The organism is Cellulomonas sp. P22 (genome assembly GCF_044392165.1).
The window spans coordinates 96,586-120,413 of the sequence record NZ_JBISBW010000014.1 but is presented as its reverse complement, the minus strand read 5'-3'; the positions used below and the strand labels follow the sequence as shown (position 1 = coordinate 120,413).

Annotated in this window: 26 protein-coding genes and 1 tRNA gene; 16 read left to right on the top strand and 11 right to left on the bottom strand. The window is 72.1% G+C overall.

The window, feature by feature from the left end; translation table 11 throughout:
• From ACGIF2_RS15085 to ACGIF2_RS15065, 5 genes are all read right to left on the bottom strand, one after another.
• A complete protein-coding gene (locus ACGIF2_RS15085) occupies positions 1-831 on the bottom strand; it encodes an HAD-IA family hydrolase (protein WP_396047840.1) in 831 nt (276 codons plus the stop codon).
• Positions 828-1,712: a class II fructose-bisphosphate aldolase gene (locus ACGIF2_RS15080; RefSeq protein ID WP_396047838.1), complete on the bottom strand. Its 885-nt coding sequence runs from the start codon at positions 1,710-1,712 to the stop codon at positions 828-830. The genes ACGIF2_RS15085 and ACGIF2_RS15080 overlap by 4 nt, the downstream gene beginning before the upstream one ends.
• A gap of 131 nt (positions 1,713-1,843) precedes the next feature.
• Positions 1,844-3,424 (bottom strand): class I adenylate-forming enzyme family protein, encoded by a 1,581-nt coding sequence (locus tag ACGIF2_RS15075; protein ID WP_396047836.1) that lies wholly within the window; start codon positions 3,422-3,424, stop codon positions 1,844-1,846.
• Positions 3,425-3,551: 127 nt separating this feature from the next.
• Positions 3,552-4,817 (bottom strand): OFA family MFS transporter, encoded by a 1,266-nt coding sequence (locus tag ACGIF2_RS15070; protein WP_396047521.1) that lies wholly within the window; start codon positions 4,815-4,817, stop codon positions 3,552-3,554.
• 2 nt (positions 4,818-4,819) lie between these two features.
• Complete coding sequence (locus ACGIF2_RS15065; RefSeq protein WP_396047523.1) at positions 4,820-6,430, bottom strand: acyl CoA:acetate/3-ketoacid CoA transferase; 1,611 nt, start codon at positions 6,428-6,430, stop codon at positions 4,820-4,822.
• Positions 6,431-6,628: 198 nt separating this feature from the next.
• Between ACGIF2_RS15065 and ACGIF2_RS15060 the strand changes: the two genes are divergently transcribed.
• The 5 genes from ACGIF2_RS15060 to ACGIF2_RS15040 are packed head-to-tail and all read left to right on the top strand — an operon-like array spanning position 6,629 to position 11,108.
• Complete coding sequence (locus tag ACGIF2_RS15060) at positions 6,629-7,771, top strand: acyl-CoA dehydrogenase family protein (RefSeq protein WP_396047526.1); 1,143 nt, start codon at positions 6,629-6,631, stop codon at positions 7,769-7,771.
• A 29-nt stretch (positions 7,772-7,800) separates the two neighbouring features.
• Complete coding sequence (locus ACGIF2_RS15055) at positions 7,801-8,574, top strand: electron transfer flavoprotein subunit beta/FixA family protein (RefSeq protein ID WP_396047528.1); 774 nt, start codon at positions 7,801-7,803, stop codon at positions 8,572-8,574.
• A gap of 13 nt (positions 8,575-8,587) precedes the next feature.
• Complete coding sequence (locus ACGIF2_RS15050) at positions 8,588-9,514, top strand: electron transfer flavoprotein subunit alpha/FixB family protein (protein ID WP_396047530.1); 927 nt, start codon at positions 8,588-8,590, stop codon at positions 9,512-9,514.
• Positions 9,511-10,830, top strand: a complete 1,320-nt coding sequence (locus tag ACGIF2_RS15045) for an FAD-dependent oxidoreductase (RefSeq protein WP_396047532.1) — start codon at positions 9,511-9,513, stop codon at positions 10,828-10,830. The genes ACGIF2_RS15050 and ACGIF2_RS15045 overlap by 4 nt, the downstream gene beginning before the upstream one ends.
• Positions 10,827-11,108, top strand: coding sequence for a ferredoxin family protein (locus ACGIF2_RS15040; RefSeq protein ID WP_396047535.1), 282 nt, complete (start codon positions 10,827-10,829; stop codon positions 11,106-11,108). Before ACGIF2_RS15045 ends, ACGIF2_RS15040 begins: the two co-directional genes overlap by 4 nt.
• Here the strand turns inward: ACGIF2_RS15040 and ACGIF2_RS15035 are convergent.
• Both ACGIF2_RS15035 and ACGIF2_RS15030 read right to left on the bottom strand, forming a co-directional pair.
• Positions 11,089-11,835, bottom strand: a complete 747-nt coding sequence (locus ACGIF2_RS15035) for a TetR/AcrR family transcriptional regulator (protein ID WP_396047537.1) — start codon at positions 11,833-11,835, stop codon at positions 11,089-11,091. The genes ACGIF2_RS15040 and ACGIF2_RS15035 overlap by 20 nt on opposite strands.
• Positions 11,836-11,844: 9 nt before the next feature.
• Positions 11,845-12,465 (bottom strand): TetR/AcrR family transcriptional regulator, encoded by a 621-nt coding sequence (locus ACGIF2_RS15030; protein WP_396047539.1) that lies wholly within the window; start codon positions 12,463-12,465, stop codon positions 11,845-11,847.
• 88 nt (positions 12,466-12,553) lie between these two features.
• On the opposite strand from ACGIF2_RS15030, the gene ACGIF2_RS15025 reads away from it, so the two are divergent.
• From ACGIF2_RS15025 to ACGIF2_RS15010, 4 genes are all read left to right on the top strand, one after another.
• The gene (locus tag ACGIF2_RS15025; RefSeq protein WP_396047541.1) at positions 12,554-12,940 is read left to right on the top strand and encodes a DUF1304 domain-containing protein; all 387 of its coding nucleotides are present in this window, start codon (positions 12,554-12,556) and stop codon (positions 12,938-12,940) included.
• Positions 12,941-12,987: 47 nt separating this feature from the next.
• Positions 12,988-14,022: an NADP-dependent oxidoreductase gene (locus ACGIF2_RS15020; RefSeq protein ID WP_396047543.1), complete on the top strand. Its 1,035-nt coding sequence runs from the start codon at positions 12,988-12,990 to the stop codon at positions 14,020-14,022.
• Positions 14,023-14,094: 72 nt separating this feature from the next.
• The gene (locus ACGIF2_RS15015; RefSeq protein ID WP_396047545.1) at positions 14,095-14,538 is read left to right on the top strand and encodes a type II toxin-antitoxin system PemK/MazF family toxin; all 444 of its coding nucleotides are present in this window, start codon (positions 14,095-14,097) and stop codon (positions 14,536-14,538) included.
• Between the two features lie 255 nt (positions 14,539-14,793).
• Complete coding sequence (locus tag ACGIF2_RS15010) at positions 14,794-16,173, top strand: MDR family MFS transporter (protein ID WP_396047547.1); 1,380 nt, start codon at positions 14,794-14,796, stop codon at positions 16,171-16,173.
• A 58-nt stretch (positions 16,174-16,231) separates the two neighbouring features.
• Here the strand turns inward: ACGIF2_RS15010 and ACGIF2_RS15005 are convergent, their stop codons facing one another.
• Positions 16,232-16,804 carry a sugar O-acetyltransferase gene (locus ACGIF2_RS15005; protein WP_396047549.1) on the bottom strand — a complete coding sequence of 191 codons (573 nt, stop codon included), beginning with the start codon at positions 16,802-16,804 and terminating at the stop codon, positions 16,232-16,234.
• Positions 16,805-16,871: 67 nt separating this feature from the next.
• Here ACGIF2_RS15005 and ACGIF2_RS15000 point away from each other — a divergent pair, with 67 nt between their 5' ends.
• The 5 genes from ACGIF2_RS15000 to ACGIF2_RS14980 all read left to right on the top strand — a co-directional run bounded on the left by ACGIF2_RS15000 (position 16,872) and on the right by ACGIF2_RS14980 (position 20,085).
• Positions 16,872-17,459: a DinB family protein gene (locus tag ACGIF2_RS15000; protein WP_396047551.1), complete on the top strand. Its 588-nt coding sequence runs from the start codon at positions 16,872-16,874 to the stop codon at positions 17,457-17,459.
• Between the two features lie 131 nt (positions 17,460-17,590).
• Positions 17,591-18,391, top strand: a complete 801-nt coding sequence (gene thiD, locus ACGIF2_RS14995) for a bifunctional hydroxymethylpyrimidine kinase/phosphomethylpyrimidine kinase (protein ID WP_396047746.1) — start codon at positions 17,591-17,593, stop codon at positions 18,389-18,391.
• 54 nt (positions 18,392-18,445) lie between these two features.
• Positions 18,446-18,519: transfer RNA gene (locus ACGIF2_RS14990), tRNA-Met, on the top strand.
• A 155-nt stretch (positions 18,520-18,674) separates the two neighbouring features.
• Entirely contained in the window at positions 18,675-19,451 is a 777-nt protein-coding gene (locus tag ACGIF2_RS14985; RefSeq protein ID WP_396047553.1) for a hypothetical protein, read from the top strand.
• 244 nt (positions 19,452-19,695) lie between these two features.
• A complete protein-coding gene (locus ACGIF2_RS14980; RefSeq protein ID WP_396047555.1) occupies positions 19,696-20,085 on the top strand; it encodes an NUDIX domain-containing protein in 390 nt (129 codons plus the stop codon).
• Here the strand turns inward: ACGIF2_RS14980 and ACGIF2_RS14975 are convergent.
• Positions 20,001-20,657 carry a hypothetical protein gene (locus ACGIF2_RS14975; protein WP_396047557.1) on the bottom strand — a complete coding sequence of 219 codons (657 nt, stop codon included), beginning with the start codon at positions 20,655-20,657 and terminating at the stop codon, positions 20,001-20,003. The genes ACGIF2_RS14980 and ACGIF2_RS14975 overlap by 85 nt on opposite strands.
• Positions 20,658-20,882: 225 nt before the next feature.
• Here ACGIF2_RS14975 and ACGIF2_RS14970 point away from each other — a divergent pair, with 225 nt between their 5' ends.
• Positions 20,883-21,467: a DapH/DapD/GlmU-related protein gene (locus tag ACGIF2_RS14970; RefSeq protein WP_396047559.1), complete on the top strand. Its 585-nt coding sequence runs from the start codon at positions 20,883-20,885 to the stop codon at positions 21,465-21,467.
• A 72-nt stretch (positions 21,468-21,539) separates the two neighbouring features.
• Positions 21,540-22,280 (top strand): Mut7-C RNAse domain-containing protein, encoded by a 741-nt coding sequence (locus ACGIF2_RS14965; protein ID WP_396047561.1) that lies wholly within the window; start codon positions 21,540-21,542, stop codon positions 22,278-22,280.
• On the opposite strand, the gene ACGIF2_RS14960 is transcribed toward ACGIF2_RS14965, so the two are convergent.
• Positions 22,255-22,653: a cupin domain-containing protein gene (locus ACGIF2_RS14960; protein ID WP_396047563.1), complete on the bottom strand. Its 399-nt coding sequence runs from the start codon at positions 22,651-22,653 to the stop codon at positions 22,255-22,257. The genes ACGIF2_RS14965 and ACGIF2_RS14960 overlap by 26 nt on opposite strands.
• A 70-nt stretch (positions 22,654-22,723) precedes the next feature.
• The gene (locus ACGIF2_RS14955; RefSeq protein WP_396047565.1) at positions 22,724-23,770 is read right to left on the bottom strand and encodes a zinc-binding dehydrogenase; all 1,047 of its coding nucleotides are present in this window, start codon (positions 23,768-23,770) and stop codon (positions 22,724-22,726) included.
• Positions 23,771-23,828 lie beyond the last annotated feature (58 nt).

Genomic DNA, 23,828 nt, shown 5'->3' with positions numbered 1-23,828 from the left:
TCACTCCTTCGCGGTCGGGGTCGTGGACGTGGTCGTGGACGGTGACGCGGTGGCGTGCGTGAGCTCGAGGAGCCGGCCGAGGTCGGTGAGCGTGACCGCGTCGCCGACGCCCAGGCCGTACGAGTCGGCGAAGACCTCGGTGGGGGAGCGCGGCGGGTCGCCGAGGCTGCTGACCACGAGTGCCGCCCCACCGAAGTCCTCGTCGCGCGTGTACGCGCTCACGGTGACGACGGTGGTCAGGTGCGCGGCCAGCGCGGCGCGCAGCCCGTTGGCGCTGTCCTCGACGACGAGGCAGTCGGCGGGGTCGAGGCCCATGCCGTCGAGCGCGAGGAGGTAGATGTCGGGGGCGGGCTTCTTGTGCGCCACGACGTCCCCCGCGAAGACAGCGAAGCCCGCCGCCAGGTCAGGTCCCACGGCGTGCTCGAGCACGGCGCGCACCGAGCGCTCGGCCGACGTCGAGGCGACACCGAGCGCCCACCCCGCCGCCGACGCCTCGGCGGCGAGCCGCGCGATCCCCGGGCGCCCCGGCAGGGCCCCGGACTCGACCATCGACACGTAGGTGGCCGTCTTGCGGCGGTGCCAGTCGGCGAGCATCGCGCGCTGCGCGTCGGGGTCGGTGGGCAGCCCCGCCGACGCGACCAGCTCGGGGGTGAGCATCGACGCCATGCGCTCCTTGCCGCCGCCGATCAGCACGAGGTCCGCGTACTGCTCCTCGCTCCACCTGACCGGGAGCCCGACCTCGGCGAACGTCGCGTTGAACGCGGGCAGGTGGCCGTCGCGCTCGGTGTCGGCGAGCACGCCGTCGCAGTCGAACAGGAGGGCGGGGCTCATCGGGCGGCCGTCGTGGCCATCGCGGACTCGGCCTGCCCGGACGAGCCAAACATGTCCAGACGACCGGCCACCTCGGCCTGCACGGCCGCGTGGATGTCACGGAACATCGTCGGCGGGTCCCACCGGCCGGTCTCCTCAGCCACCGCCGTCGCGGCCTGCGCGGCGCGCATGTAGGCGACCTTGAGCCCGGTCGAGATGTTGATCTTCGAGACCCCGGCCTCGATGAACTCCCGGAAGTCGGCGTCGGTCAGACCGGTGCCGCCGTGCAGCACGATCGGCAGGTCGGTGAGCGCTGCGAGCTCGCGGACACGCTCGGGCAGGAGCACCGGGGCGCTGGTGTACAGGCCGTGCGCCGTGCCGAGCTGGGGCGCGAGCAGGTCGACGCCGGTGCGGGCGGCCACGTCGGCCAGGGTCTGGACCGGGTAGGCGTGCACCGACTCGTCCGAGCCGATGTCGTCCTCGACCCCCACGATGTTCTCGATCTCGGACTCCACGTCGCACCCCGCCGCGTGGGACTCGAGCACGACCTCGGCGGTCTCGCGCTCGGCCTGGTCGAGGTCACGGTCGGACGCGTCGAACAGCACCGACGACCAGCCCGCCGCGACGACCGCCGAGATGACGGCTCGGTCGGGGCAGTGGTCCAGGTGGAGCGACACCGGGACGGGGACGTCACGGGCGGCCAGGCGGAACATGGTGGTGAGGAGCTCGACGCCGATCGACCGGACCGTCTTGACCGAGACCTGCACGATGAGGGGCGACGACCTCTCGACGGCCGCGTCGACCGCCGCCCGCAGGCTCAGGTCGTCGAGGATGTTCACGGCAGCGACCGCGTAGCCGTGCGCGCGGCCGTGCTGGGCGAGCTGTGCCGTCGAGGCGATCATGGGCCGCTCCTCGTCGAGTGCACCCGCGGATCTGTGTTGTCGAATATGTCAGGAATGTGTCATCTGGTCCACCGGTGCGCCCCGGCCCGCCGACGTCGTGCGGCACGAGGTCGGGGTGGACAGGGAACGCGTCAGCCGGCGCAGCCCTGTCGGTCGGCGGCCTCGGGCTGCCGATCCGGCGTGAGCTCGACGAGGGTGCGCAGCGCGCAGCGGTCGACCTTCCCGGTCGCGTTGCGGGGCAGCTCCGGGACCGCCACGACCCGGGTCGGCAGCTTGAACCGCGCGATCGAGCGGGCGGCGAGCTCACGGACCTGCTCGAGCGAGGGGCACGGACCGGTGGTCTCGAGAGCGACGACCACAGTCTCGCCCCACTGGGGGTCGGGCAGACCCAGCACCACGAGGTCGAGCACGTCGTCGCCGAGCAGGTCCTGCAGGGCGCGCTCGACCTCGCAGGGGTAGACCTTCTCCCCGCCCGTGTTGATCATCTGCGTCAGCCGCCCGACCACCGTGAGGCAGCCGTCCTCGTCGCGCACAGCGAGGTCCCCGGTGCGCAGCCAGCCGTCGGAGGTCGAGGCGGCGCGCGTCAGGTCGGGGGCGTTCCAGTAGCCCTGCGTCACGTTGGGGCCGCGGACGACGATCTCGCCGGGCGTGCCCGAGGCGTCGACCGTCGCCCCCGTCGCGGGGTCGTCCAGGCGGAGCTCGGTCCAGGGCAGCGGCACCCCGCAGGAGCCGGCCTTCTCCACGGTCCAGCGACGCGGCAGGTAGGTGGCGCTCGGAGCGGTCTCCGTCATGCCCCACGACTGCTGCAGGTGCATGCCGCGCTCGACGTAGGCCCGCACCAGCGACGGGGGAGCGGTCGCCCCGGCGATGGTCGCCGCCCGGACGCCGGACAGGTCCGCGGTGGCGAAACCCGGGGTGCGGGCGACGGCCGCGAACATGGCCGGGACGCCGAACACGGACGTCACCCCGGTGGACAGGTCCGTCAGGGTGCGGGTGGCGTCGAAGGCCCGACGCGAGAGCACGGTCCCGCCGCGGAGCAGGGTGCGCAGGGTGAACGCGTTCAGCCCGCCGATGTGGGACATCGGGGCGACAGCGAGGGTGACGTCGTCGTCACGCGTGTCGAGCACCTGGTCGATGTTGCGTGCGCTCCACCACAGGTTGCCGTGGGTCAGCATGACCCCCTTGGGGGCGCCGGAGGTGCCCGAGGTGTACATGATGACGGCGAGGTCGTCGGCGCCGAGCCGGACCGGCTCCGCGTCGTCCGCGTGCGCGCGGAGGGGGTGGAGGTCTGCCGAGAGGGCCACCGGGGTGGCGTCGCGCGCGTCGTGCCAGTGCCGGTGCGGCTCGTCGGCCACGACGCGGGCGTAGGTGCCGGCGAGCTCGTCGTCGACCACGACGGTGTGCGGGTCGCAGTGGCTCAGCAGCGCGCGCACCTCGGCGGCCGCGAGCCGGAAGCTCACGGGGACGAAGACCGCGCCCACGCAGGCGGCTGCGAGCAGGGTGACCAGGAACGCCGCGCTGTTGCGGCCAGCGAAGGCGACCCGGTCGCCCGGACGGATGCCGTCGGCGCGGAGCCGGGCGGCGAGGTCCGTGGCGGCGCGCTGGACCTCGGCGGCGGTGTAGGCGGTGCGCTCGTCGACGATCGACGTCGCCCGCGGGTCGCGGCGCACCAGGTGCCGGAAGGTGCTGGCCGGGCTCAGGTCCGGTCCCATCGATGCTCACCCCTCGTCTGGGGGCCGCGGGTGGCGGCGCTGTCGGGCAGCTGTGCCACCCGGGTGGTGCACCGTGGTGCGCGGCGGGCAGGGGGTCCGCCGCGCACCACGGCTGTCGAGCGGAAGGTCAGCTGCCGACCTTCGCGTCCGCGGCGAGCGGCGCCTCCGCGGGGACGGGGCCGGCCGCCGAGTTGGCAGAGAGCCGGGTGAAGCCGAGCGTCAGCACGAGACCGACGAACGCAAGGCCGATCGCGATGACGAACGGCTTGGTGTAGTCGCCCTCGGCGCCCATGCTGGCGGCGATCCGGGGGGCGAAGAACGCAGCGATCGAGTACGCGGTGAACACGATGCCGTAGTTGACGCCCTGGAACCTGGGACCGAAGTTCTTCATCGTCAGCGCCGGGAAGATGCCCATGACGCCGCCGAAGCACAGGCCCAGGCCGATGATGCCGATCGCGAAGCCCACGGTCGACGAGACGAGCACGAGCACGAGCATCGACAGCGCGACGGTGCCGTAGATCATCATCAGCGCGTTGGTGTAGCCGAGGCGGTCGGAGATCGCGCCCCACACGATGCGGCCCAGCATGTTGCACGCCGCGTAGATCGAGACGAACGCCGCTGCGGTGCCGGCGCTCAGGCCGAACATGGCGCTCTGACCGATGCCCGAGGCCTGCGAGGCGATCATGAGGCCCGAGAACGCGCCGACTCCCATCATCAGGAAGATGAGGAAGAACCGCGGGGTGCGCACCATGCCGGTCCAGGGGAGGTTGACGGCCGGGCCGGCACCCGCGGGCGCCGTCCAGCCGGCCGGGGTGAAGCCCACCGGCGCCGTGCGCAGGAAGAACGACGCGACGATCACGATGACCGCGTAGACGGCACCCATCCTCAGGAACGCGGCGTCGACGCCCGCGCTCTTGATGAGCGCCCGGGCGACGGGCGCGGCGATGACCGACGCGGCGCCCATGCCACCCGTGATCAGGCCCGCTGCCATGCCCCGCTTGTCGGGGAAGAGCTTGAGGGTGTTGTTCAGGCACCCGGAGTACGCCAGGCCCTGCCCGAGGCCCGCCAGCACGCCGTAGCTGAGGTACAGCATGGTCGTGGTGGTCGCGGCGCCGGCGAGCATGAAGCCCGCGGCGAACATGAGTCCGCCGACCATGATGGGGATCCGGACGCCGCCCTTGTCGACGATCCAGCCGCCCAGGATCATCGGGATCGGCCCGATGGCCGCGTTGATGGTGAACGCCATCATGACCTCGGGCATCGTCCAGCCGCGCAGCCCGCTGAGCGGGCCGGCGAAGACGGAGAACGAGTAGATCGCGCCCGTGCACATGAGGATCGCGACGGACCCCCACAGCACCGCCCACCTGTTGATCGTGGTGCTCGGTGTGGACATTGTCAGGCCTTTCCGACAGGCGCGGGCGTCATCGCCCGCGCGGTGGGGGTGTGGGTGGTGCTCAGGTGCGAGGCGAGCTCGCCCCAGGTCTGGCGGAAGATCCCCGCGGGCATGAGCCGCAGGTCGGGGGAGACGGTCGGGACGAAGCTCATCTGGTCCAGGACGTCGGCCTGCAGGTCGATGCCGGGTGCGATCTCGATGAGCGTCATGGTGCCCGCGCCGAGCTCGAACACGGCGCGCTCGGTGACGTAGAGGACCCGCTGCCCGCGCGCGGCGGAGAACGGGCCGCTGAACGTGATCTGCTCGACCTGGTCGAGGAACTTGCGGGTCCGGCCCTCGGTGGTGATCCGCAGCTCCCCGTCGACGACCTCGATCTCGAGGCCGCCGGCGGTGAAGGTCCCGGCGAAGACGAGCGTCTTGGCGGACTGGCAGATGTTGATGAACCCGCCGCAGCCGGCGACACGCGAACCGAACTTCGAGACGTTGACGTTGCCGACAGCGTCCGTCTGGGCCAGGCCCAGCACCGCCACGTCCAGGCCGCCGCCGTCGTAGAAGTCGAACTGCGCGTGCATGTCGACCAGGGCCTGCGGGTTGTAGGAGTGCCCGAAGTCCCTGAGCCCGGCCGGGACGCCGCCGATCGCGCCCGCCTCGGTCGTGAGCATGATCTGGTCGCTCACGCCCTCCTCGGCGACGACGGTGCCGACGTCGGCCGGGATCCCGACACCGAGGTTGAGCACGGTGTGCGGCGCGAGCTCCATCGCGCAGCGCCGGGCGATGATCTTGCGCTCGCTGAGGGCGATCGGCTCGACGTCCGAGAGCGGGATCCGCAGCTGACCCGAGAACGACGGGTTGTAGTGCGTGTTCTCCGTCTGGAAGTGGTTCTCGGGCTCGGAGACCACGAGGTAGTCCACAAGGATGCCGGGGACCTTGACGTCGTTGGGGTCCAGGCTCCCGCGGGCGGCGACCGACTCGACCTGGGCTATCACGATGCCGCCGCAGTTGTGGACGGCCTGCGCGATGGGCAGGACCTCCATCTTGAGGCCTTCGTGCGTGAGGGTGAGGTTGCCGTCCTCGTCGGCGACGGTGCCGCGGATCAGAGCGACGTCGAGCGGGAACGAGGGGTAGAACAGCCACTCCTGCCCGGCGAGCTCGACGACCTGGACGATGTCCTCGACCGAGGAGGGGGACATCCGGGCGCCCTCGACGCGGGGGTCGACGAACGTGCCGAGACCGACCTTGGTGATGACGCCGGGGCGCTTGGCCGCGATCTCGCGGTAGAGCTGGGAGATGACGCCCTGGGGCAGGTTGTACGCCTCGCAGCCGTCGGCCTCGATGAGCTTGGCCACGGCGGGCGACGCGATGGCGATCCCGCCGATCCAACGCTTGATCAGGCCGTCGTGCCCGAGGTGGCTCATGCCCTTGTCGCGGCGGTTGCCGACGGCGCTGGCGTGCATGACCGTGAGGTCGCGCGGGGCGCCGTGCTCGAGGAACCTCTGCTCGATCGCGGCGAGGGTCTCTTCGTTGACGCAGGCCAGGCCGAACCCGCTCAGGGCGACGGCGTCGCCGTCCTTGACGAGCTCTGCAGCCTGAGCTGCGGTGATCACGTGAGCCATGTGCCGGTCTCCCTTGACGCAACGGTCGGCTGGTCCGCCGAACAGCCGCAACGATTCCGGACGACTTGCGTCTGGAATCAGGACCATCGTCCTGAGATCGGGGCACCACCCAGCCCCCACGATGGTTCGCAGCGGCCACCAGTGCCGTCGTCGCACACCTTCGTGGTGAGGCGGGCCCTGACGGAGAGGCGTACGACCATGGACTTCGGACTGACCGACGAGCAGCAGCTCCTGCTCGAGAGCCTTGACGAGCTGCTCGAGCGCGACTGTCCTGAGTCGTACATCGCCGAGCTCGACCTGACCCACCAGCCGCCCACGACGTTCCGCAAGGCGATGAACGAGGCCGGCTTCGGCTCGCTCGGCTTCCCCGAGGAGTTCGGCGGCACGCCCAGCGACGCCGTGACCCTCGTGATGCTGGCCGAGCGCGTCGCCCGGCAGGGCCTCAACAACGGCTACGGCCTCGAGCTGCTCCAGGCCATGGACATCCTCGAGTTCGGCTCGGACGAGCAGAAGCAGGAGATCCTCGGCCTGCTCGCGGCCGGCGAGGTGCCCTTCGCCCTCGGCTTCACCGAGCCGGGCGCCGGCTCGGACAACTCGGCCATGTCGACCACCGCCGTCCACCACGACGGGATGGTGACGTTCAACGGCACCAAGACGCTCATCACGAACGCGCTCCAGTCGAAGTACCTGCTGCTGATGGCCAAGAACCCCGGGGGCGACGACCCGCGCCGGGCGATCTCGATGTACCTGGTGCCGATGAACGCGCCGGGGGTCACCACCAACCAGCTCGACAAGATCATGTGGCACATCTCCGACTCGTGCGAGATCTTCCTCGACGACGTCACGCTCCCCGAGAGCTGCCTGGTCGGTGTCCAGGGCAACGGCTTCAAGCAGCTCATGCGCAACTTCGAGCTCGAGCGCCTGGTCATCGCCGCCAACTGCCTGGGCATGGCCCAGTGCGCGTTCGACGACGCGGCCACCTACGCCGCCCAGCGCGTGCAGTTCGGCAAGCCGATCGGCTCGTTCCAGCTCATCCAGCTCAAGCTCACCGACATGGCCATCAAGCTCGAGAACATCCGCAACTTCGTCTACAAGACGGCGTGGATGGTGGACCAGGAGCTGCCGCTCAAGAGCCAGGGCGCGCTGTGCAAGCGCTACTCGGCGATGGCGGCCTTCGAGGTCGCAGACGAGGCCATGCAGATCTTCGGTGGCGTGGGCGTGACCGTCGGCACCCGCGTCTCGCGGCTGTGGCGCGACCTGCGTGGCCACCGGTTCGGCGGCGGGACCGACGAGATCATGGTCCACATCGCGGGGCGCCAGATCGTCAAGGACCACAGCTGAGTCGTCCGTCCGGAGAAGGAGAACCCCCGATGAAGATCGTCGTCGCCTACAAGTGGGCAGCGAACCCCCAGGACGCCGAGGTCCGCCCCGACGGCACCGTCGACCTGAGCCGCGCCAAGGCAGCCGTCAGCGAGTACGACCCCGTCGCGTTCGAGCTGGCCCGCCGGCTCGCCGACGCCACGGGCGGAGAGGTGGTCGGCCTGACGGTCGGCGACAGCTCGATCGACAGCCCCCTGGCCCGCAAGGCCGCGCTGTCGCGGGGCCTGGACCGTCTGGTGATGGTCGCCGACGACGCCCTGGCCGGCGCCGACGGCACACGTCTCGCGGCCGTGCTCGCCGCGGCCGTCACCGCCGTCGGCGACGTTGACCTCGTGCTCACCGGCGACTCGTCGGTCGACGTCGCGCAGGGGCAGGTGTCGATGACCCTCGCGGGCCACCTCGGCTGGCTCGCGCTCGGCGCCGTCTCGTCCGTGGCCCCCGCCGAGGGCGGGCTCGTCGTCGAACGGGACCTGCCCACCGGCGTGACCACCCTGAGCCTCACCGGCCCCGCGGTGCTCGCCACCACGAGCGACGCCGCCGTGCCCCGGGTGCCCGGGATGAAGGACATCCTGGGCGCCGCCAAGAAGCCGGTCGAGGTGCTGGCCCTGGCCGACCTCGCCGTCGAGCCCGCCGCGGTCACCCTGAGCACGCTCAGCACCTCGCGTCCGGCCGAGGCCACCCGTGGCGCCGTGCTGTTCGACGGGGACGCCGCCACCGCCGCAACCGAGCTGGTCGGCGCGCTGCGCCTGGCCGGCGTTCTGTAAGAGAGAAGGAACCATGGACGTCTCAACGCAGGCATTCGTCCTGGTCGCCGGCGACCCCGCTGTCAGCGGGCTCGTCGACGTCGCCCGGACGCTCGGGTCCGAGGTCGTGGCTGTCGTCGCGGGCGGCCGGGACGTGGCCGACGCCGTCGCCCCCGCCGTCGACCGCGTGCTGTGGCTCGGCGACCCCGGCGGGGTCCCGGTCGAGGCGTTCGCGCCCGACGTCGCCCGGCTGGTCCTCGAGGCGGCGCCGCGCGTCGTCGTGGGTGCCACGACGGCGGCTGGTCGTGCCCTGCTCGGGGCCGTGGCTGCGCGGCTCGGCGCCCCGGTCCTCGGTGGCGTCGCCGCTGTCGAGCTCGACGGCGAGACCGTCGTGGTCTCGCACGGCGTGCTGGGCGGCATCGCCGAGCACCGCACCGCCGTGACCGGTGGGCCCGCGGTCCTCGCGGTCCAGCCCGGGACGGTCGTCCCCGCGGGCGCCGGACCCGTTGTCGAGGAGCGCACGTCCGAGCCCCTCACGGGTGCGCAGACCACCGAGGTGCGCGCCAAGGTGCACGTCGGCGTCGACCTCGGTGCGGCCGCCACGGTCGTCGGGGTCGGACGCGGGCTCAAGGCGCGCGAGGACCTGGCCCTCATCGAGGACCTGGCCCGCGCCGTCGGGGGAGAGGTCGCGTGCTCGCGGCCCCTCGCCGAGGGCGTCGACTGGGTGCCCAAGGAGCGGTACATCGGCATCTCGGGCCAGCACATCGCCCCCGCCCTGTACGTGGCGATCGGCATCTCGGGCCAGCTGCAGCACATGGTCGGCGTCCGCGACGCCACGACTGTGGTCGCGATCAACAGCGACCCGGCGGCCCCCGTGTTCGCCCAGTGCGACTACGGCATCGTCGGCGACCTGTACGACGTGGTGCCGGCGCTGACCGCGGCGCTGCAGGCCGGCGCATGAGCACCGAGGCCGTCGAGCCGGACTTCGACGTCGTCGTGGTCGGGGCCGGTCCGGCGGGTGCCGTGACCGCGTACCGGCTGGCCCAGGCCGGGCTGTCGGTCGCGATGATCGAGCGCGGGGAGGCTCCCGGGACCAAGAACCTCTCGGGCGGCGTGCTGTACGGGCGCGTGCTCGACGGCCTCTTCCCCGGGTTCGCCGACCAGGCACCGGTCGAGCGCCGCATCACCCGGCACGTCACGACGTTCCTGACGCCGGACTCGGCCGTCGGCATCGACTACTCCGGCCGCGCGCTGGCCGAGCCGGTCAACGCCGTCACCGTGCTGCGGGCGAAGTTCGACCCGTGGCTGGCCGCGCAGGCCGAGGAGGCCGGGGCGTACCTGATGGCCGGCGTACGGGTCGACGGTCTCCTGACCGAGCCCGGCCCGGACGGCAGGACGCGGGTGGTCGGCGTCCAGGCGGGCGACGACCAGCTCCGGGCGCGCGTCGTCGTCGCGGCCGACGGCGTGAACTCGTTCCTGGCGCGCAGCATCGGTCTGCGCCACCAGGAGCCCACGAACCACATGGCCGTGGGGGTCAAGGCCGTCATGGCCCTGCCCCGCACGGTGATCGAGGACCGGTTCGGGGTCAGCGGGGACCAGGGCGCGGCCCACGCGATCGTCGGTGACTGCACCGAGGGCATCGGTGGGGGCGGCTTCCTGTACACCAACACCGAGTCGCTGTCGGTGGGCGTCGTGCTGCGGCTCGACGACCTGCTGCGCTCGGGGCGCACGGCCGCGGAGGTGTTCGAGCGCTACGTCGAGCACCCCGGGCTCGCGCCGTACCTGCGGGACGCGAAGATCGTCGAGTACGGCTCGCACCTGGTCGCCGAGGGCGGCTACGCGATGGTCGGCGAGGTCGCCACCGACGGCCTGGTCGTCGTGGGTGAGGCGGCCGGTCTGACGATCAACAGCGGCCTGACCGTGCGCGGCATGGACCTGGCGATCGGATCGGGCATCGCGGCGGCGGACGCCGTCGCCGAGGCCGTGGCGGCGGGCGACGTGTCCCGCGAAGGGCTCGCCGGGTACCGGCGGCGGCTCGAGGAGAGTTTCGTCATGCAGGACATGAAGACGTACGCCCGCGCGCCGAAGTTCCTGGAGCGGACGGGCATGTACGGGGCGTACGGAGAGCTCGCAGCGAGCATCTTCCACGACGTCTTCGCCCTGGACGGCACCCCTCGACGGCACCTGGTCTCGACGGCCCGGGCCGCGCTGAAGAAGTCCCCGGTGGGCATCCGCCAGCTGGTCAGTGATGGATGGGCGGGAGTGAGAGCACTGTGAGCACCACGGTCCCCGAGCGGCTGGCCCGCAACCGGTTCGTCCTCGACGAGGAGGAGTCGCACATCGTCATCGACCAGGAGATCTGCCGCGCGACCGGCACCGGCAAGGCGCTCGTCGCGGTGTGCCCCGCCGGGGTCTACCGCGAGCAGGACGGCGAGGTCGTCGCCGACTACGCCGCGTGCCTGGAGTGCGGCACGTGCCTGGCGGTCGCCGCACCCGGATCCCTGACGTGGCACTACCCGCGGGGCGGGTTCGGCGTCAGCTTCCGGGAGGGCTGAGCAGCGGCCCCCCGGGCGCCTCAGGCGCCCGGGGGGTGTAGCCCACGGCCGCGAGCTGGCGGTCGACCATCTCCTCGATGTACCGGGGCACGGTCTGGCGCACCCGGTCCACCAGGTGCGGGGGCGTGACCAGCACGTGCATGAGCATCGAGCCCTCGACCGCGTCCAGGAGATGGATGGCCGACGCCCCCGGGGGGAGCTCCCCGGTGTGCACCGCTGCCTCGACGCGCCGACGCTGCGAGAGCACGAAGTCGGTGATCGCCTCCCGTCGGATGTCGGAGAACACCTCGGGGTACGCCCGCGACTCGACGTACAGGCGGAGCATGGCCAACCCGTACGGGCCGAGGTAGAGCTCGGCGCGGTCGTTGGCGTGGGTGATGAGGTAGTCGCGCAGCGACTGGGGAGGGACCGGCTCGGCAGGGGCCTGCTCGTCCGGGGCGGTCGTCGGCGCGGTCGGTGCGTCGGGGGACTGCCCCTCGTCGCCGCCCTGGATGCGACGCAGCGCCGAGGCGAGGAGCTTCTCCTTGTCGGGCCACCGCAGGTACACCGACGACTTGCCCACCCGGGCGCGGCCGGCCACCTCGTCGATCGTGAGGCCTGACCAGCCCTTCTCGCCGTACACCTCGAGGGCGGCGCGCAGCGCGCGGTCGGCGAGCTCCGGGTCGCGGGGGCGCCCTCGGCGTCGAGGGCGTGTGGCGGCGTCGTCCTCAGGCTCGCACGTCGTCACGCGTCCACACTAGTCGGCGTCCGGCGCGGGGCCGTCCCACTCGGCGACCTGGCCGAGCGCGGCTTCGAGCGTGGTGACGGCGTCGGACGTGCTGGTGCGCGCCACGACGAGCGCGCTGATGCTCAGGGACGTGAGGACCCGTGCGCGGCGCAGGGCCCCGGCGTCGTCGAGTGCGGGGTAGCGCGTGCGGAGCGCGTGCCGGAACGCGTCGACGAGCTCGGCGCGGTAGGCGTCGACCACGGCTCGTTGTGCGTCGTCGCGCGACGCGAGGCCTGCGGTGCTGTCGATCAGCAGGCAACCGCGCCGGCCGGCGTCCTCGGGGCGCTGCGTGAGCGCCCTGACGAGCCTCTGCAGGTAGACGAGCACGGCGTCGGGATCGCGGGGCTCGGCGGTGAGGACCCGCAGGCGTGGGCGGACGACGGTGTCGAGGTAGTCGCGCACCGCCGCGTCGAACACCCCGCGCTTGTTCTCGAACGCGTGGTAGAGGCTCGAGCGCGCGAGGCCTGTCGCCAGCTCGAGATCGGGCACCGAGGTGCTGTCGTAGCCCTTGTCCCAGAAGACGTCGCGGGCGGCCTGGACCACCTGCGTGGTGTCGAAGCCCGGGTGCCGTCCCATGTCGCGTCCGCCCATCGTGTGTACCGAACTTGTGTACCGAGGCTTCCACCTTATAGTGGAACGGTTGGTCCAGAAAGCCTGGGCCTGAGCGAGGGGCAGTGCCATGACGGCGACAGGGCTCGTGCTGGCGGCGGTCGCCGCCCTCATCCACGTCTACATCTTCACGATGGAGTCGCTCACCTGGACGTCCCCGCGCACGCGGCGGACCTTCGGGACGTCGCCCCAGGAGGCCGCCGCCACGCAGGAGCTGGCCTTCAACCAGGGCTTCTACAACCTGTTCCTGGCGGTGGCCGTGATCGTCGGCATCGTCGTGACCGCCGCCGGCACCACGACCGTCGGCCTGACGCTCGTCCTGACCGGCGCGGGGTCCATGGTCCTGGCCGGCCTCGTCCTGCTGGCGTCCTCGCCCGACAAGGCGCGCGCCGCCCTCGTCCAGCTCGTCCCACCGGCGCTCGCCGTCGTGGCGACCGTGGTCGCGCTCGTCGTCTAGGCCCCGGCCCGCCTGCCCCGCACCACCCCTGATTCGGAGATCCCCTCATGACCACACCCACCACGCCCACGCGCAGCACCCAGGTCCAGCTCGTCGCCCGCCCGCACGGCTGGCCCACCCACGACGACTTCCGCACCGTCGTCGTCGACCTCCCGCCGCTCGGCCCGGGCGAGGTGCGCGTCCAGAACGAGTTCATCTCCGTGGACCCGTACATGCGCGGACGCATGAACGACGTGAAGAGCTACACCCCGCCGTACCCCCTCGGCGAGACCATGGTCGGCGGCGCCGTCGGCCGCGTCGTCGCCTCGACCGACGAGCGCGTCGCGGTCGGTGACGTGGTGGTGCACCAGTTCGGCTGGCGTGACGTCGCCCAGGGGCCGGCCGCCGCGTTCCGCGTCGTGCCGGAGCTCCCGGGCGTGCCGTTCTCGGCGCACCTCGGCATCCTCGGCATGACGGGCTTCACCGCCTACGTGGGCCTGCTCGAGATCGCCCGCATGCAGCCCGGCGACACGGTGCTCATCTCGGGCGCCGCAGGCGCCGTCGGCACGGCCGCCGGGCAGATCGCCCGGCTCAAGGGCGCCGGGCGGGTCATCGGATCGGCCGGCTCCGCCGAGAAGGTCGCCCTGGTCACCGAGCGCTTCGGGTACGACGCGGCCCTCTGCTACAAGGACGCCCCCGTGCGTGAGCAGCTGCCGGCCCTCGCGCCCGACGGCGTCGACGTCTACTTCGACAACGTGGGCGGCGACCACCTCGAGGCCGCCCTCGACGTGATGAACCGCGGCGGGCGCATCGCGCTGTGCGGCGCGATCGCCGGGTACAACTCGACCGACCGCGCCCCCGGCCCCGACAACATGGCGAAGGTCATCACGCAGGGCCTGACGCTGCGCGGGTTCACGCTCGGCGACCACATGCAGCACTACGCCGACTTCGCGCGCGACATGGGCGAGTGGTTCGCCGCCGGCCAGATCGACCACGACGAGACGGTCGTGGACGGCATCGACCACGCCGTCGACGCGTTCCTCGACCTCATGCGCGGGGCCAGCACCGGCAAGATGGTCGTCCGGATCGACCCCCGGGCGTAGCGCGGCCCGCGTGTCGTCCCTCCACCAGGCCCCGCCGCGCAGGCGGGCGCCCTGGTGGGCGGACGGAGATCGATGGACGACGTGGTCGGCATGATCGAGACGCTGGTCGGCACGCCCTGGGGTGCCGCGGTGGCGGTCGTGGCCGTCGTCGCGGTCCTGGCAGCGCTCGCCGGTCGGCTGCGGCGTGGCCCACGGCCGGTCCCCGGCGAGGTGTGGTTCGCCGAGGTGCCGTTCGAGGACCGGCCGGGGAGCAAGGACCGGCCCGTGCTCGTGCTCGCCGTGACAGGCCGCACGTGCTCGGTCGCGGCGTTCACCTCGCAGGACCGCAGCGCGCGCCGTGACCACGCACGGGTCCCGGACGGCGTGACCGGGCTGGCGAAGGCGAGCTGGGTCCGGCTGCGGCCGACCACCCTGCGGCGCTCGGCGCTCCGGCGACGGGTCAGCAACCACGGGCCTGCGATCGTGCTCTGGTACGAGGGAGCCGTCGCGCGGGAGCAGGCGCCGCGCGTCCGGTGAGGAGCAGCACCTCGTCGGTGCCGAAGTGGCGGATGACCAGCGCCGGGTCGGTCTCGGCAGTCCAGCGCACCGGTTCTGATCCCGTGCGCGCGTCCGGACCGCGCCCAGGAATGTCGGTGGCACCTGCGAGGTTGGCACCTGCGGACGTCCCGATGCGAGAGAGGCACTGCCCTGACCACCACACGACACCCCGCGACCGAGACCGAGACGGGGATCGGGTTCCGGTCAGCGCGCGGACCGGTCCTCATCGCGGTCATGGTCACCACTGGCCTCATCGCGATCGACTCCACGATCCTCGCGACAGCGGTTCCGACGATCGTCGCCGACCTCGGGGGGTTCTCGAGCTTCCCGTGGCTGTTCTCGATCTACCTGCTCACCCAGGCGGTGAGCGTCCCGATCTACTCGAAGCTCTCGGACACCGTGGGCCGCAAGCCGATCATCCTGATCGGGGTCGGCCTCTTCCTGCTGGGGTCGGTGCTCTGCGGGCTGGCCTGGTCGATGCCCGCGCTCATCGTGTTCCGGGCAGTCCAGGGCCTCGGCGCCGGGGCCGTGCAGCCGATGGCCATCACGATCGTCGGTGACCTCTACACCCTCGCCGAGCGGGCGAAGGTCCAGGGCTACATCGCGAGCGTGTGGGCTGTCTCGTCCGTCGTCGGGCCGACCCTCGGTGGCCTCTTCTCCGAGTTCCTCACCTGGAACTGGATCTTCTTCGTCAACATCCCGCTGAGCATCGCGGCGGGCTGGCTGCTGGTGAAGCACTTCCACGAGACGGTGCCCAGTCGTGAGCACCGCATCGACTGGGCGGGCGGTGCGCTCCTGACCGTCTCGACCAGCCTGCTCATCCTGGCGCTGCTCGAGGGCGGGAACGCCTGGGCGTGGGACGCGCCGCAGAGCATCGGGGCTTTCGGGATCGGGCTCGCCGTGCTCGCCGTGTTCGTGGTGGTCGAGCGTCGCGCCGCCGAACCCGTGCTGGCACCGTGGGTGTTCTCCCGCCGGCTCTTGGGCACCACGGCGCTGATCGCGGTGGGCGTCGGCGCGATCCTCATGGGCGTGACCACGTACGTGCCGACGTTCCTCGAGGCGCTCCTCGGCTCGTCGCCCCTGGTCTCGGGGCTGACGCTCGCGACCCTGACCATCGGCTGGCCCATCTCGGCCTCCCAGGCGGGACGCCTGTACCTGCGCTGGGGGTTCCGCACCACGGTGCTGATCGGCGCCGCGATCGTCGTGCTCAGCTCGGCCGCGCTCGCGGTGACGTCGACGACCCCGTCCGTCCTCGCCGTCGGGCTCTCCTGCTTCGTGATGGGGCTGGGCCTGGGCCTCGTCGCCGCGCCGAGCCTGATCGCCGCGCAGTCGAGCGTCGGGTGGGGGGAGCGCGGGGTGGTGACCGGCGCCAACATGTTCGCCCGTTCGATGGGCAGCGCCGTCGGCGTCGCGGCGCTGGGTGCGCTCGTCAACGCGCGCATGCACGGAGCCGACGCGCAGGCCGACCCGCAGGCGTTCGGCGTGGCGGCGACCGCAGTGTTCGTCGCGGTGGCCGCCGTCGCGCTCGCGACGACGGTGGCGGCGCTCGCCATGCCGCGGACCGGGCGCCCGGTGACGCAGGTGGTGCCCGATGCGGAGCTCGCCGCGCCCTGACACCAGCGGCGATCGGCGAGCCCCGTGCACGGCCCGGCGGTGCGGCGGTCGGCAGTGCTCAGAGGGTGCGGACCACCCGGGCCGGGTTGCCGACCGCGACCACGCCCGCGGGCAGGTCCTTCGTGACGACCGAGCCGGCGCCCACCACGGTGTCGGCGCCGATCGTGACGCCGGGCAGCACGATCACGCCGCCGCCGAGCCACACGTTGTCGCCGATGACGATGGGCTTCGCGGCCTCCCACTTGTCGCGCCGCGGCCCCGGCTCGACGGGGTGGGTCGGGGTGAGCAGCTGGACGTTCGGACCCATCTGCACGTCGTCGCCGATCGTGATCGGCGCGACGTCGAGCGCCGTCAGACCGAAGTTGGCGAAGCATCGGGCACCGATCGTGATCTGCGTGCCGTAGTCGACGTAGAAGGGTGGGCGGATCTCGGTGCCCTCGCCGATGCTGCCCAGGAGCTCCTCGAGGAGCCGGCGGCGCAGCGGTCCCTGGCGCGCGGTCGTCGCGTTGTAGGCGTCCATGAGGTCGAGCGCGGCGGCGCTCTGCTCGCCCAGCTCGGGGTCGTCGGCGATGTAGAGGTCGCCCGCGAGCATCCGCTCGCGCATCGACCTGGCGTCGGTGGTGTCGGTCATGCGACCACCCTACGGAAGCGGGTTCACGCCCCTGGCGCGTGTGGGTGCCGGGCGAGAGGGTGGCGGCATGGATGACAAGGAGACGTTGCACCGGTACCTGCGCGGCCAGCGGGCCGATCTGCTCGGCAAGCTCGACGGCCTGAGCGACTACGACGTGCGTCGGCCGCTCACCGGCACGGGGACGAACCTGCTGGGGCTCGTCAAGCACGTCGCGACCGTCCAGCTCGGTTACCTGGGGGAGGTCTTCGGGCGGCCGTCGGAGCGTTCGTTGCCCTGGGAGGACGCAGAGCCCGACGCCGACATGTGGGTCACCGCCGACCAGACCCGCCAGCAGATCATCGACCTGCACCACTACTCGGCCGCGCACGCCGACGCGACGGTCGAGGCGCTGGCGCTCGACGCCCCGGGACTGGTCCCGTGGTGGTCTCCCGAGCGCCGCGCGGTCACGCTCCACCAGATCCTGGTCCACCTGTGCGTGGACACCGCACGGCACGCCGGGCACGCCGACATCCTCCGCGAGCACCTGGACGGCGTCGCAGGCGGGCGGCCGGGCGACCCGAACATCACGTCGCGCAGCGCTGGGGAGTGGGCGGCCTACCGGGCACGGATCGAGGCTGCCGCGGTGCAGGCCGGGAGCGCGCCGCCGGCGACCTGACCCCTGGGCGTCGGGCGTGGAAGGTGAGGTCGACCTGAACCCGCGTCCGCTGGGCGGAGCAGTGCGCGGCGTGCCCATGTCGGCGTGCAAGGCTCTGTGCACTGCACGTGGACATCGAGAGGAGCACCGACGTGGTCGACCTTGCGTACGTCATCGCCGGATCGGAGGCGACCGGCGGCGCCGGCCTCCAGGTGGACCTGAAGACCTTCCAGCAGCTGGGGGTCTTCGGCCTGGGGACGGTGACGTGCATCGTCTCGTTCGACCCCGAGAACGGGTGGGGTCACCGGTTCTTCCCTGTCCCCGCCGAGGTCATCGCCGCGCAGATGGAGGCCGCGACCGCCGCCTACGCGCTCGACGTGGTCAAGATCGGCATGCTGGGCACGCCCGCGACCATCGAGGTCGTCGCCGAGGGCCTGCGCCGTCAGCCGTGGCGGCACGTCGTGCTCGACCCGGTGCTGATCTGCAAGGGTCAGGAGGCCGGCGCCGCGCTCGACACCGACAACGCGCTGCGCGAGCAGGTGCTGCCGCTCGCGACCGTCGTCACCCCGAACCTGTTCGAGGCACGCACCCTCTCTGGCATGGACCGCATCGAGACGGTCGCCGAGCTCACCGAGGCCGCCCGCCGCATCCAGCAGCTCGGCCCGCGCTACGTCGTCGCGAAGGGCGGGGTCGACCTGCCCGGCGACGACGCCGTGGACGTGCTGCTCGACGGCGACGAGGTCACCGTGCTGTCCACGCCCAAGATCGGCCAGGAGCGGGTCTCCGGCGCGGGCTGCACGCTCGCCGCCGCCATCACCGCCGAGCTCGCGAAGGGCACCGACGTGGGCGCGGCCGTGGCGATCGCCAAGGAGCTCGTCACCGCCGGCATCGAGGCACGCGTCTCGGGCCGTGCGCCGTTCGAGACCGTGTGGCAGGGCGCCGTCCGCGTCTGACGCGGGGGTGTGGCGGGGACCGGTCCCAGCGTGCCGTAGAGTTGGTCCTACCGACGCGGGGTGGAGCAGCTCGGTAGCTCGCTGGGCTCATAACCCAGAGGTCGCAGGTTCAAATCCTGTCCCCGCTACGCATCAGACCTGTGACGTCAGGTCCGGCCGAAAGCCCTCAGGGACTCCCTGGGGGCTTTCGTCATGAAGTCCTTCGCTGTCGTGGGGGACAACCGCTGTGCAGCGATCGTGATTCTCGTCGTCCTCGGTGCCTGCTGGTGCCATCATGGCGACGATGAAGCAGCCTGCGCGTGCGGACCGCTACCTGCTGGACGGCGCGTGGCTCCCCGTCACGCGGGGGTTCACGTTCCTGAACGCGGACGCGCCGCGGTGCGCCCAGCTGATGGTCGACTGGCGCGGGGCCGCGACCGCCCAGCTCACGGGCGCGTCCCTGCAGATCCGGCGAGTCGAGGGGACACTTCCCGAGCTGCTGTCCGCCCTGCTGCCGTTGGTGTTGACCGTGAAGACCCGGTGTCTGTTCCTGCCCACCCGGCACCCGGAACCCTGGACCGCGTTCCTGGACAACAACTGGGGGGGTACGGAGGCCGGTCCCTACGCGACAGGGTTCGCCGCCCAACCGCACGGCGTCCGTGCGGTGGCGCTGCTGGACTGCCCCCAGACCTACGACAGAACCACCAACGCCGGAGACTTCGGCGTGCGCAGGGCGGTGATCACCGAGCCGGATCCCGGGTCACGCTTCGGCTACCGCGGCGGGTCGGTCGGCGTGCAGGTCGGCGAGTCCGGGCGACGCTGGGAGCTGCAGCCACCGACCCCCGACTGGCCGCTGCCGGACCCGATCGACTACTCGGCGCGCCGCGTCGCGGACAAGTTCAGCCAGGCACGCCTCCATCAGGTCGCCGCGCACTACGGGATCCGGATGGCCGACGAGGACTTCTACGCACCCGACGGCTGGGCCCTCGTCGTCGAGGCCGTCGGCGGCCACGCCGTGCCGGGCAACCGCGAGCGGACCCTGGCCCAAGCCCAGGCCAACGACTCCGGCAAGCGCTACTGAGTCCGCACGGGGCAGCGCCGTCACCGCCGCCGAATCGATGAGAGACGCCGTCGCACGGGCATGACGCCCCCGGCGCCCGGCCGGCTCAGCGTGAGCACGGCGCAAGCCGATGGGGCTCACAATCCGTGCCCCGTGTAGCGCCCCGCGGGGCGGTTTCGCTGCGCCCGCGTGCCCTGACCGACGTCGTCGGGGAGTGGCCGCGAACTCGGGCCCTCCGGACGGCTCGATCTGCGAGGCTCGGTGCGTGACGCGTCTGTCGTACCGCACGAGCCCGGTCGAGCACGTCGTCCTGCGTGACGGCGTCGTCGTGGTGGCGGTGGACGACGAGCACCGCGTCGCGCTGATCCGTCACACGGCCCCGCTGCACGGGGAGATGCTCTCCGTCCCCGGCGGGATGGTCGAAGAGGGCGAGAGCTCACGGGCGGCGGCCGAGCGGGAGCTCGCGGAAGAGACAGGGCTCTCGGCGGCGGACTGGGAGCGGGTCGGGGAGTTCGTCGGCGCCCCGGACGGAGACGAAGAACGGGTTGGTGCCTCCGGCGGGCGGCACGGTCAGGCGTCGTCGCCCCACGGCTGGAACGACCAGCCGGTCTCGTCCACCACGATGGACGGCCCATCGAACGACCCGGAGTCCTGATCCCTCTCGTTCATGAGCTGCGCGGTGAGTCCGCCCGTGGCTCCGGGCGAGACGGTCACGGTGAACTCGAAGACCGGTCCCTCCCCGACCAACTTCTCCGGATCGACGACGATCTCGGGTGACGTCCCGGTGAGGAGGACGTAACCGCGGCCCTGGTTCCAGCACAGCTTCACGGGCACGGCGGTGTCGAAGGGGTGGTGCGTCTCGTCGTAGGAGAAACCCGCGCCGAGCCCCGGGTCCCCCTCGGTCGAGGCGTAGTTGCACCCCGACAGATAGCCGACCTGTTGCTGCGGCTCGCCCGCCTGGCATCCGGCACTGAGCAGGATCAGGGCCGTTGCGCCGATGACCAGGCGGTACCGAAGGGTCACGCCGTCACGATGCCACATCTCTGTCTCTGAGCAGCCCACATGTGGCACGACGACGCAGCGCTTCACGCCGGTCAGGATCACCGACGTCGGCGCGATCGCATCGGTGGCCGCCAGCTCGGGCTTCTCGGCTGTCGTCCTGCGGGACGGCACACGACTGCCTGCTGCGATGTTCTCGTGACCATGACGAGGGGTGTGCAGATGCACAGGCACGTGACGTCGACCAGCGGAAACGCACGTAGGCCACCAGGCTGTTCCACCGCCCCGGTGATCCCCCCGCTACCAGTGAAGTAGCAGTTCAGAGGCTCTTTCGCTCGATAGAGCGAGAGGGCCTCTTTCGTCGATGTGGGCAGGTTGCGTCCGCCGGAACGCTCTCACCGGGTCCGACATCGTCAGGGGCGTCACTGCGGGGCCGAGTGACAGGATCAGTCGATGGAGCTGAAGGACTTCCTGGACCACGTGAACCGCGGAGCGCTGATCGTCGGCGGGTCGGAGATGCATGCCTTCATGCATCAGGCGAGCCAAGAAGCTCTGCGGATCATGGCCGAGCTCAACGGCGAGTACCGCACTCCGGATGAGGTGCGCCTCCTCTTGTCGACGTTGACCGGGACGACCGTTGACGAGTCAGTGACCGTCTTTCCACCGTTCTACTGCGAGTTCGGCAAGAACCTGACCTTCGGGAAGGGCGTCTTCGTCAACATGGGCTGCCGCTTCCAGGACACCGGTGGCATCACCATCGGGGAGGGGACGCTCGTGGGGCACGGCACCACCCTGACCACGTTGAACCATGCTGTGAACCCGGACCGGCGGGCAGACATGACGCCGGCTCGGATCGTGATCGGCCGCAACGTGTGGCTCGGTGCCGCGGTCACTGTCGTCCCGGGCGTGACCATCGGTGATGGTGCGATCGTCGGAGCCGGCGCTGTCGTGACCACAGACGTGCCAGCCAACGCGATCGTCGCTGGAGTACCCGCGAAGCTGATCCGGATGACCGGATTCGTCGCCGCGCCTGAGTGACTCGAGCACCGGTCCCGACGAGGGACGCTGCTCGTCCCGGCCGGCGCGCCGCGGCGCGCGCATGCTGGACGGGTGCGCGTCGTGACCCTGGACGTCGACCCGGACCTGTGGTTCCTGCTCGCGCCGCGGCGCCGGGGCGGGCCGTTCACGATGCGCGCGCAGGACACCGACACCTGGGGGCACGTGGTCCAGTCCGCGGGTGTCCCGCTCACCGAGGTGGGTGAGCTCGTGGTGGACGGCGCCGTGGTCGCGGCGAGCGGGCGGGTGGTCGACGGCGTGCTGCGCGTGGCGCCCGTCGCGCGTCCGCAGGCCACCGGGGAGTCACCGCCGCGCTTCCTGCTCGACGTGCACCTGGGTGGGCTGGTGCGCAGGTTGCGGCTGCTCGGCCTCGACGCGGCCTACCGGCCCGAGGCGGACGACGCCGAGCTGGTGCGGATGGCCGCGGGGGAGGGTCGGGTGCTGCTCACCCAGGACCGTGGCCTGCTGCGCCGCCGGAGCCTGCCGCACGGGGCCCTGGTGCGCGGCACGTCGACCGACGACGAGCTCGACGACGTGCTGGACCGGTTCGCGCCGCCCCTCGCCCCGTGGACCCGGTGCACCGCCTGCGGCGGGTCGCTCGCCGCGACGACCGCCGAGGACGCCGCCGACGACGTGCGCGCAGGGACCGCGCGCACCTACCGAGACTTCGCGCGGTGCGTGGAGTGCCGTCAGGTCTACTGGCGCGGGGCGCACGCCGCCCGGATCGTCCCCGTCGTGGCGCACGCGCAGCGGGTCGTGGCGCGGCGGCTCAGACGCGGTACTGCTCGTCGGTGACCTGCTCGGCCCACTCCGTCTCGGGCGTGCCGGCGGCGGCGCCCGCCTCCCACATCGCCAGGTGCGTCATCAACCGGTCGGGCACGGCGCCGTGCCAGTGCCACTCGCCCGGTGGTGTCCACAGCGTCTGACCGGGCTGGACCTCGACGACCAGGCCGTCACGGGTGCCGACGCGGGCCACACCCTCGGTCACGTGCAGGCTCTGGCCGTTCGCGTGCCGGTGCCACGCGGTGCGTGCGCCGGGCGCGAAGTGCACGGCGTTGACGCGCAGACGTGCGGGCAGGGGTGGGGCGGCGAGGACGTCGAACCACACGTCGCCCGTGAACCACGCGTCCGGGCCCTTCTGGGTGGGCTGCTGCGGGACGATCTCCATCGGTGGTGCGCCTCCTCGGTGGGGTTGTGCGAGCGTGACGCCGCCAGGTGTGCGGCGCACGGTGAGCGGTTCAGGGGACGAGCATGACCTTGAGCGCCTCGCGGGTGTCCATGGCCCGGTAGGCGTCGCTCACGTCGTCGAGCGCCAGGGTGCGGTCGAACACCCGGCCCGGGTCGATCCGGCCCGACAGCACGTCCGGCAGCGCGTCCTCGATGTACGCGCGCACGGGAGCCGGGCCGCCGTTCAGGGTCACGTTGTTGCCGAACAGCGACCTGAACCCGACGGGTGCCTCCTCGTACTGCGGGACGCCGACGCGCGAGATCGTGCCACCGGGCCGGACCAGGCCGTAGGCCTGCTCGTACGCGGGCAGCAGCCCGACGGCCTCGATGACGACGTGGGAGCCCTCGCCGCCGGTGAGCTCGAGGACCTTCGCCACGCCCTCCTCCCCGCGCTCCGCCACCACGTCGGTCGCGCCGAACTCCACGCCCAGATCGGTGCGGCTGCGGTGCCGGCCCATCAGCACGATCCGGTCGGCGCCCAGACGCTTCGAGGCCAGCACGGCGGACAGTCCCACGGCACCGTCGCCGATCACGGTGACGGTCCTGCCGGGCCCGACCCGACCCATGTGGGCGGCGTGGTGCCCGGTGAGGAACACGTCCGAGAGGGTCAGCAGCGACGCGAGCATCGCGTCGTCGGTGTCGGCCAGCGCGACGCCGGGCTTCACCAGCGTCCCGTCGGCCTGCGGCACCCGGATCGCCTCGGCCTGCGCCCCGCCGACGTCGCCGGACGCGAAGAAGCCGCCGTGGACGCACGAGGTCTGGACCCCCTCGCGGCAGTACACGCACGTGTTGTCCTGGAACGCGAACGGGGAGATCACGAGGTCGCCCGGGCGCACGGTCACGACGTCCGCACCGACGTCCTCGACGACGCCGAGGAACTCGTGGCCCATGGGCGCCCCGACCACGGTGGCCTGCATCGAGCGGTAGGGGTGCAGGTCGGATCCGCAGACGCAGGCCCGCACGACGCGGACGACAGCGTCGGTCGGGTGCTGGATGGTCGGGTCGGGTGCGTCCTCGACGCGCACGTCGCCGGCGCCGTACAGGAACGTTGCTCGCATCGGAGAGCCTCCGGAAGTCTGGGTGCGGGGATCAGCGCGGCCGTCGATCGCCGCGCTC

What these genes read in the sequence shown, in the direction of transcription:
- ACGIF2_RS15085 (WP_396047840.1), bottom strand. Translation starts at nt 831, where the DNA reads ATGAGCCCCGCCCTCCTGTTCGACTGCGACGGCGTGCTCGCCGACACC.
- ACGIF2_RS15080 (WP_396047838.1), bottom strand. Translation starts at nt 1,712, where the DNA reads ATGATCGCCTCGACGGCACAGCTCGCCCAGCACGGCCGCGCGCACGGC.
- ACGIF2_RS15075 (WP_396047836.1), bottom strand. Translation starts at nt 3,424, where the DNA reads ATGGGACCGGACCTGAGCCCGGCCAGCACCTTCCGGCACCTGGTGCGC.
- ACGIF2_RS15070 (WP_396047521.1), bottom strand. Translation starts at nt 4,817, where the DNA reads ATGTCCACACCGAGCACCACGATCAACAGGTGGGCGGTGCTGTGGGGG.
- ACGIF2_RS15065 (WP_396047523.1), bottom strand. Translation starts at nt 6,430, where the DNA reads ATGGCTCACGTGATCACCGCAGCTCAGGCTGCAGAGCTCGTCAAGGAC.
- ACGIF2_RS15060 (WP_396047526.1), top strand. Translation starts at nt 6,629, where the DNA reads ATGGACTTCGGACTGACCGACGAGCAGCAGCTCCTGCTCGAGAGCCTT.
- ACGIF2_RS15055 (WP_396047528.1), top strand. Translation starts at nt 7,801, where the DNA reads ATGAAGATCGTCGTCGCCTACAAGTGGGCAGCGAACCCCCAGGACGCC.
- ACGIF2_RS15050 (WP_396047530.1), top strand. Translation starts at nt 8,588, where the DNA reads ATGGACGTCTCAACGCAGGCATTCGTCCTGGTCGCCGGCGACCCCGCT.
- ACGIF2_RS15045 (WP_396047532.1), top strand. Translation starts at nt 9,511, where the DNA reads ATGAGCACCGAGGCCGTCGAGCCGGACTTCGACGTCGTCGTGGTCGGG.
- ACGIF2_RS15030 (WP_396047539.1), bottom strand. Translation starts at nt 12,465, where the DNA reads ATGGGCGGACGCGACATGGGACGGCACCCGGGCTTCGACACCACGCAG.
- ACGIF2_RS15025 (WP_396047541.1), top strand. Translation starts at nt 12,554, where the DNA reads ATGACGGCGACAGGGCTCGTGCTGGCGGCGGTCGCCGCCCTCATCCAC.
- ACGIF2_RS15020 (WP_396047543.1), top strand. Translation starts at nt 12,988, where the DNA reads ATGACCACACCCACCACGCCCACGCGCAGCACCCAGGTCCAGCTCGTC.
- ACGIF2_RS15015 (WP_396047545.1), top strand. Translation starts at nt 14,095, where the DNA reads ATGGACGACGTGGTCGGCATGATCGAGACGCTGGTCGGCACGCCCTGG.
- ACGIF2_RS15010 (WP_396047547.1), top strand. Translation starts at nt 14,794, where the DNA reads ATGGTCACCACTGGCCTCATCGCGATCGACTCCACGATCCTCGCGACA.
- ACGIF2_RS15005 (WP_396047549.1), bottom strand. Translation starts at nt 16,804, where the DNA reads ATGACCGACACCACCGACGCCAGGTCGATGCGCGAGCGGATGCTCGCG.
- ACGIF2_RS15000 (WP_396047551.1), top strand. Translation starts at nt 16,872, where the DNA reads ATGGATGACAAGGAGACGTTGCACCGGTACCTGCGCGGCCAGCGGGCC.
- ACGIF2_RS14985 (WP_396047553.1), top strand. Translation starts at nt 18,675, where the DNA reads ATGAAGCAGCCTGCGCGTGCGGACCGCTACCTGCTGGACGGCGCGTGG.
- ACGIF2_RS14970 (WP_396047559.1), top strand. Translation starts at nt 20,883, where the DNA reads ATGGAGCTGAAGGACTTCCTGGACCACGTGAACCGCGGAGCGCTGATC.
- ACGIF2_RS14960 (WP_396047563.1), bottom strand. Translation starts at nt 22,653, where the DNA reads ATGGAGATCGTCCCGCAGCAGCCCACCCAGAAGGGCCCGGACGCGTGG.
- ACGIF2_RS14955 (WP_396047565.1), bottom strand. Translation starts at nt 23,770, where the DNA reads ATGCGAGCAACGTTCCTGTACGGCGCCGGCGACGTGCGCGTCGAGGAC.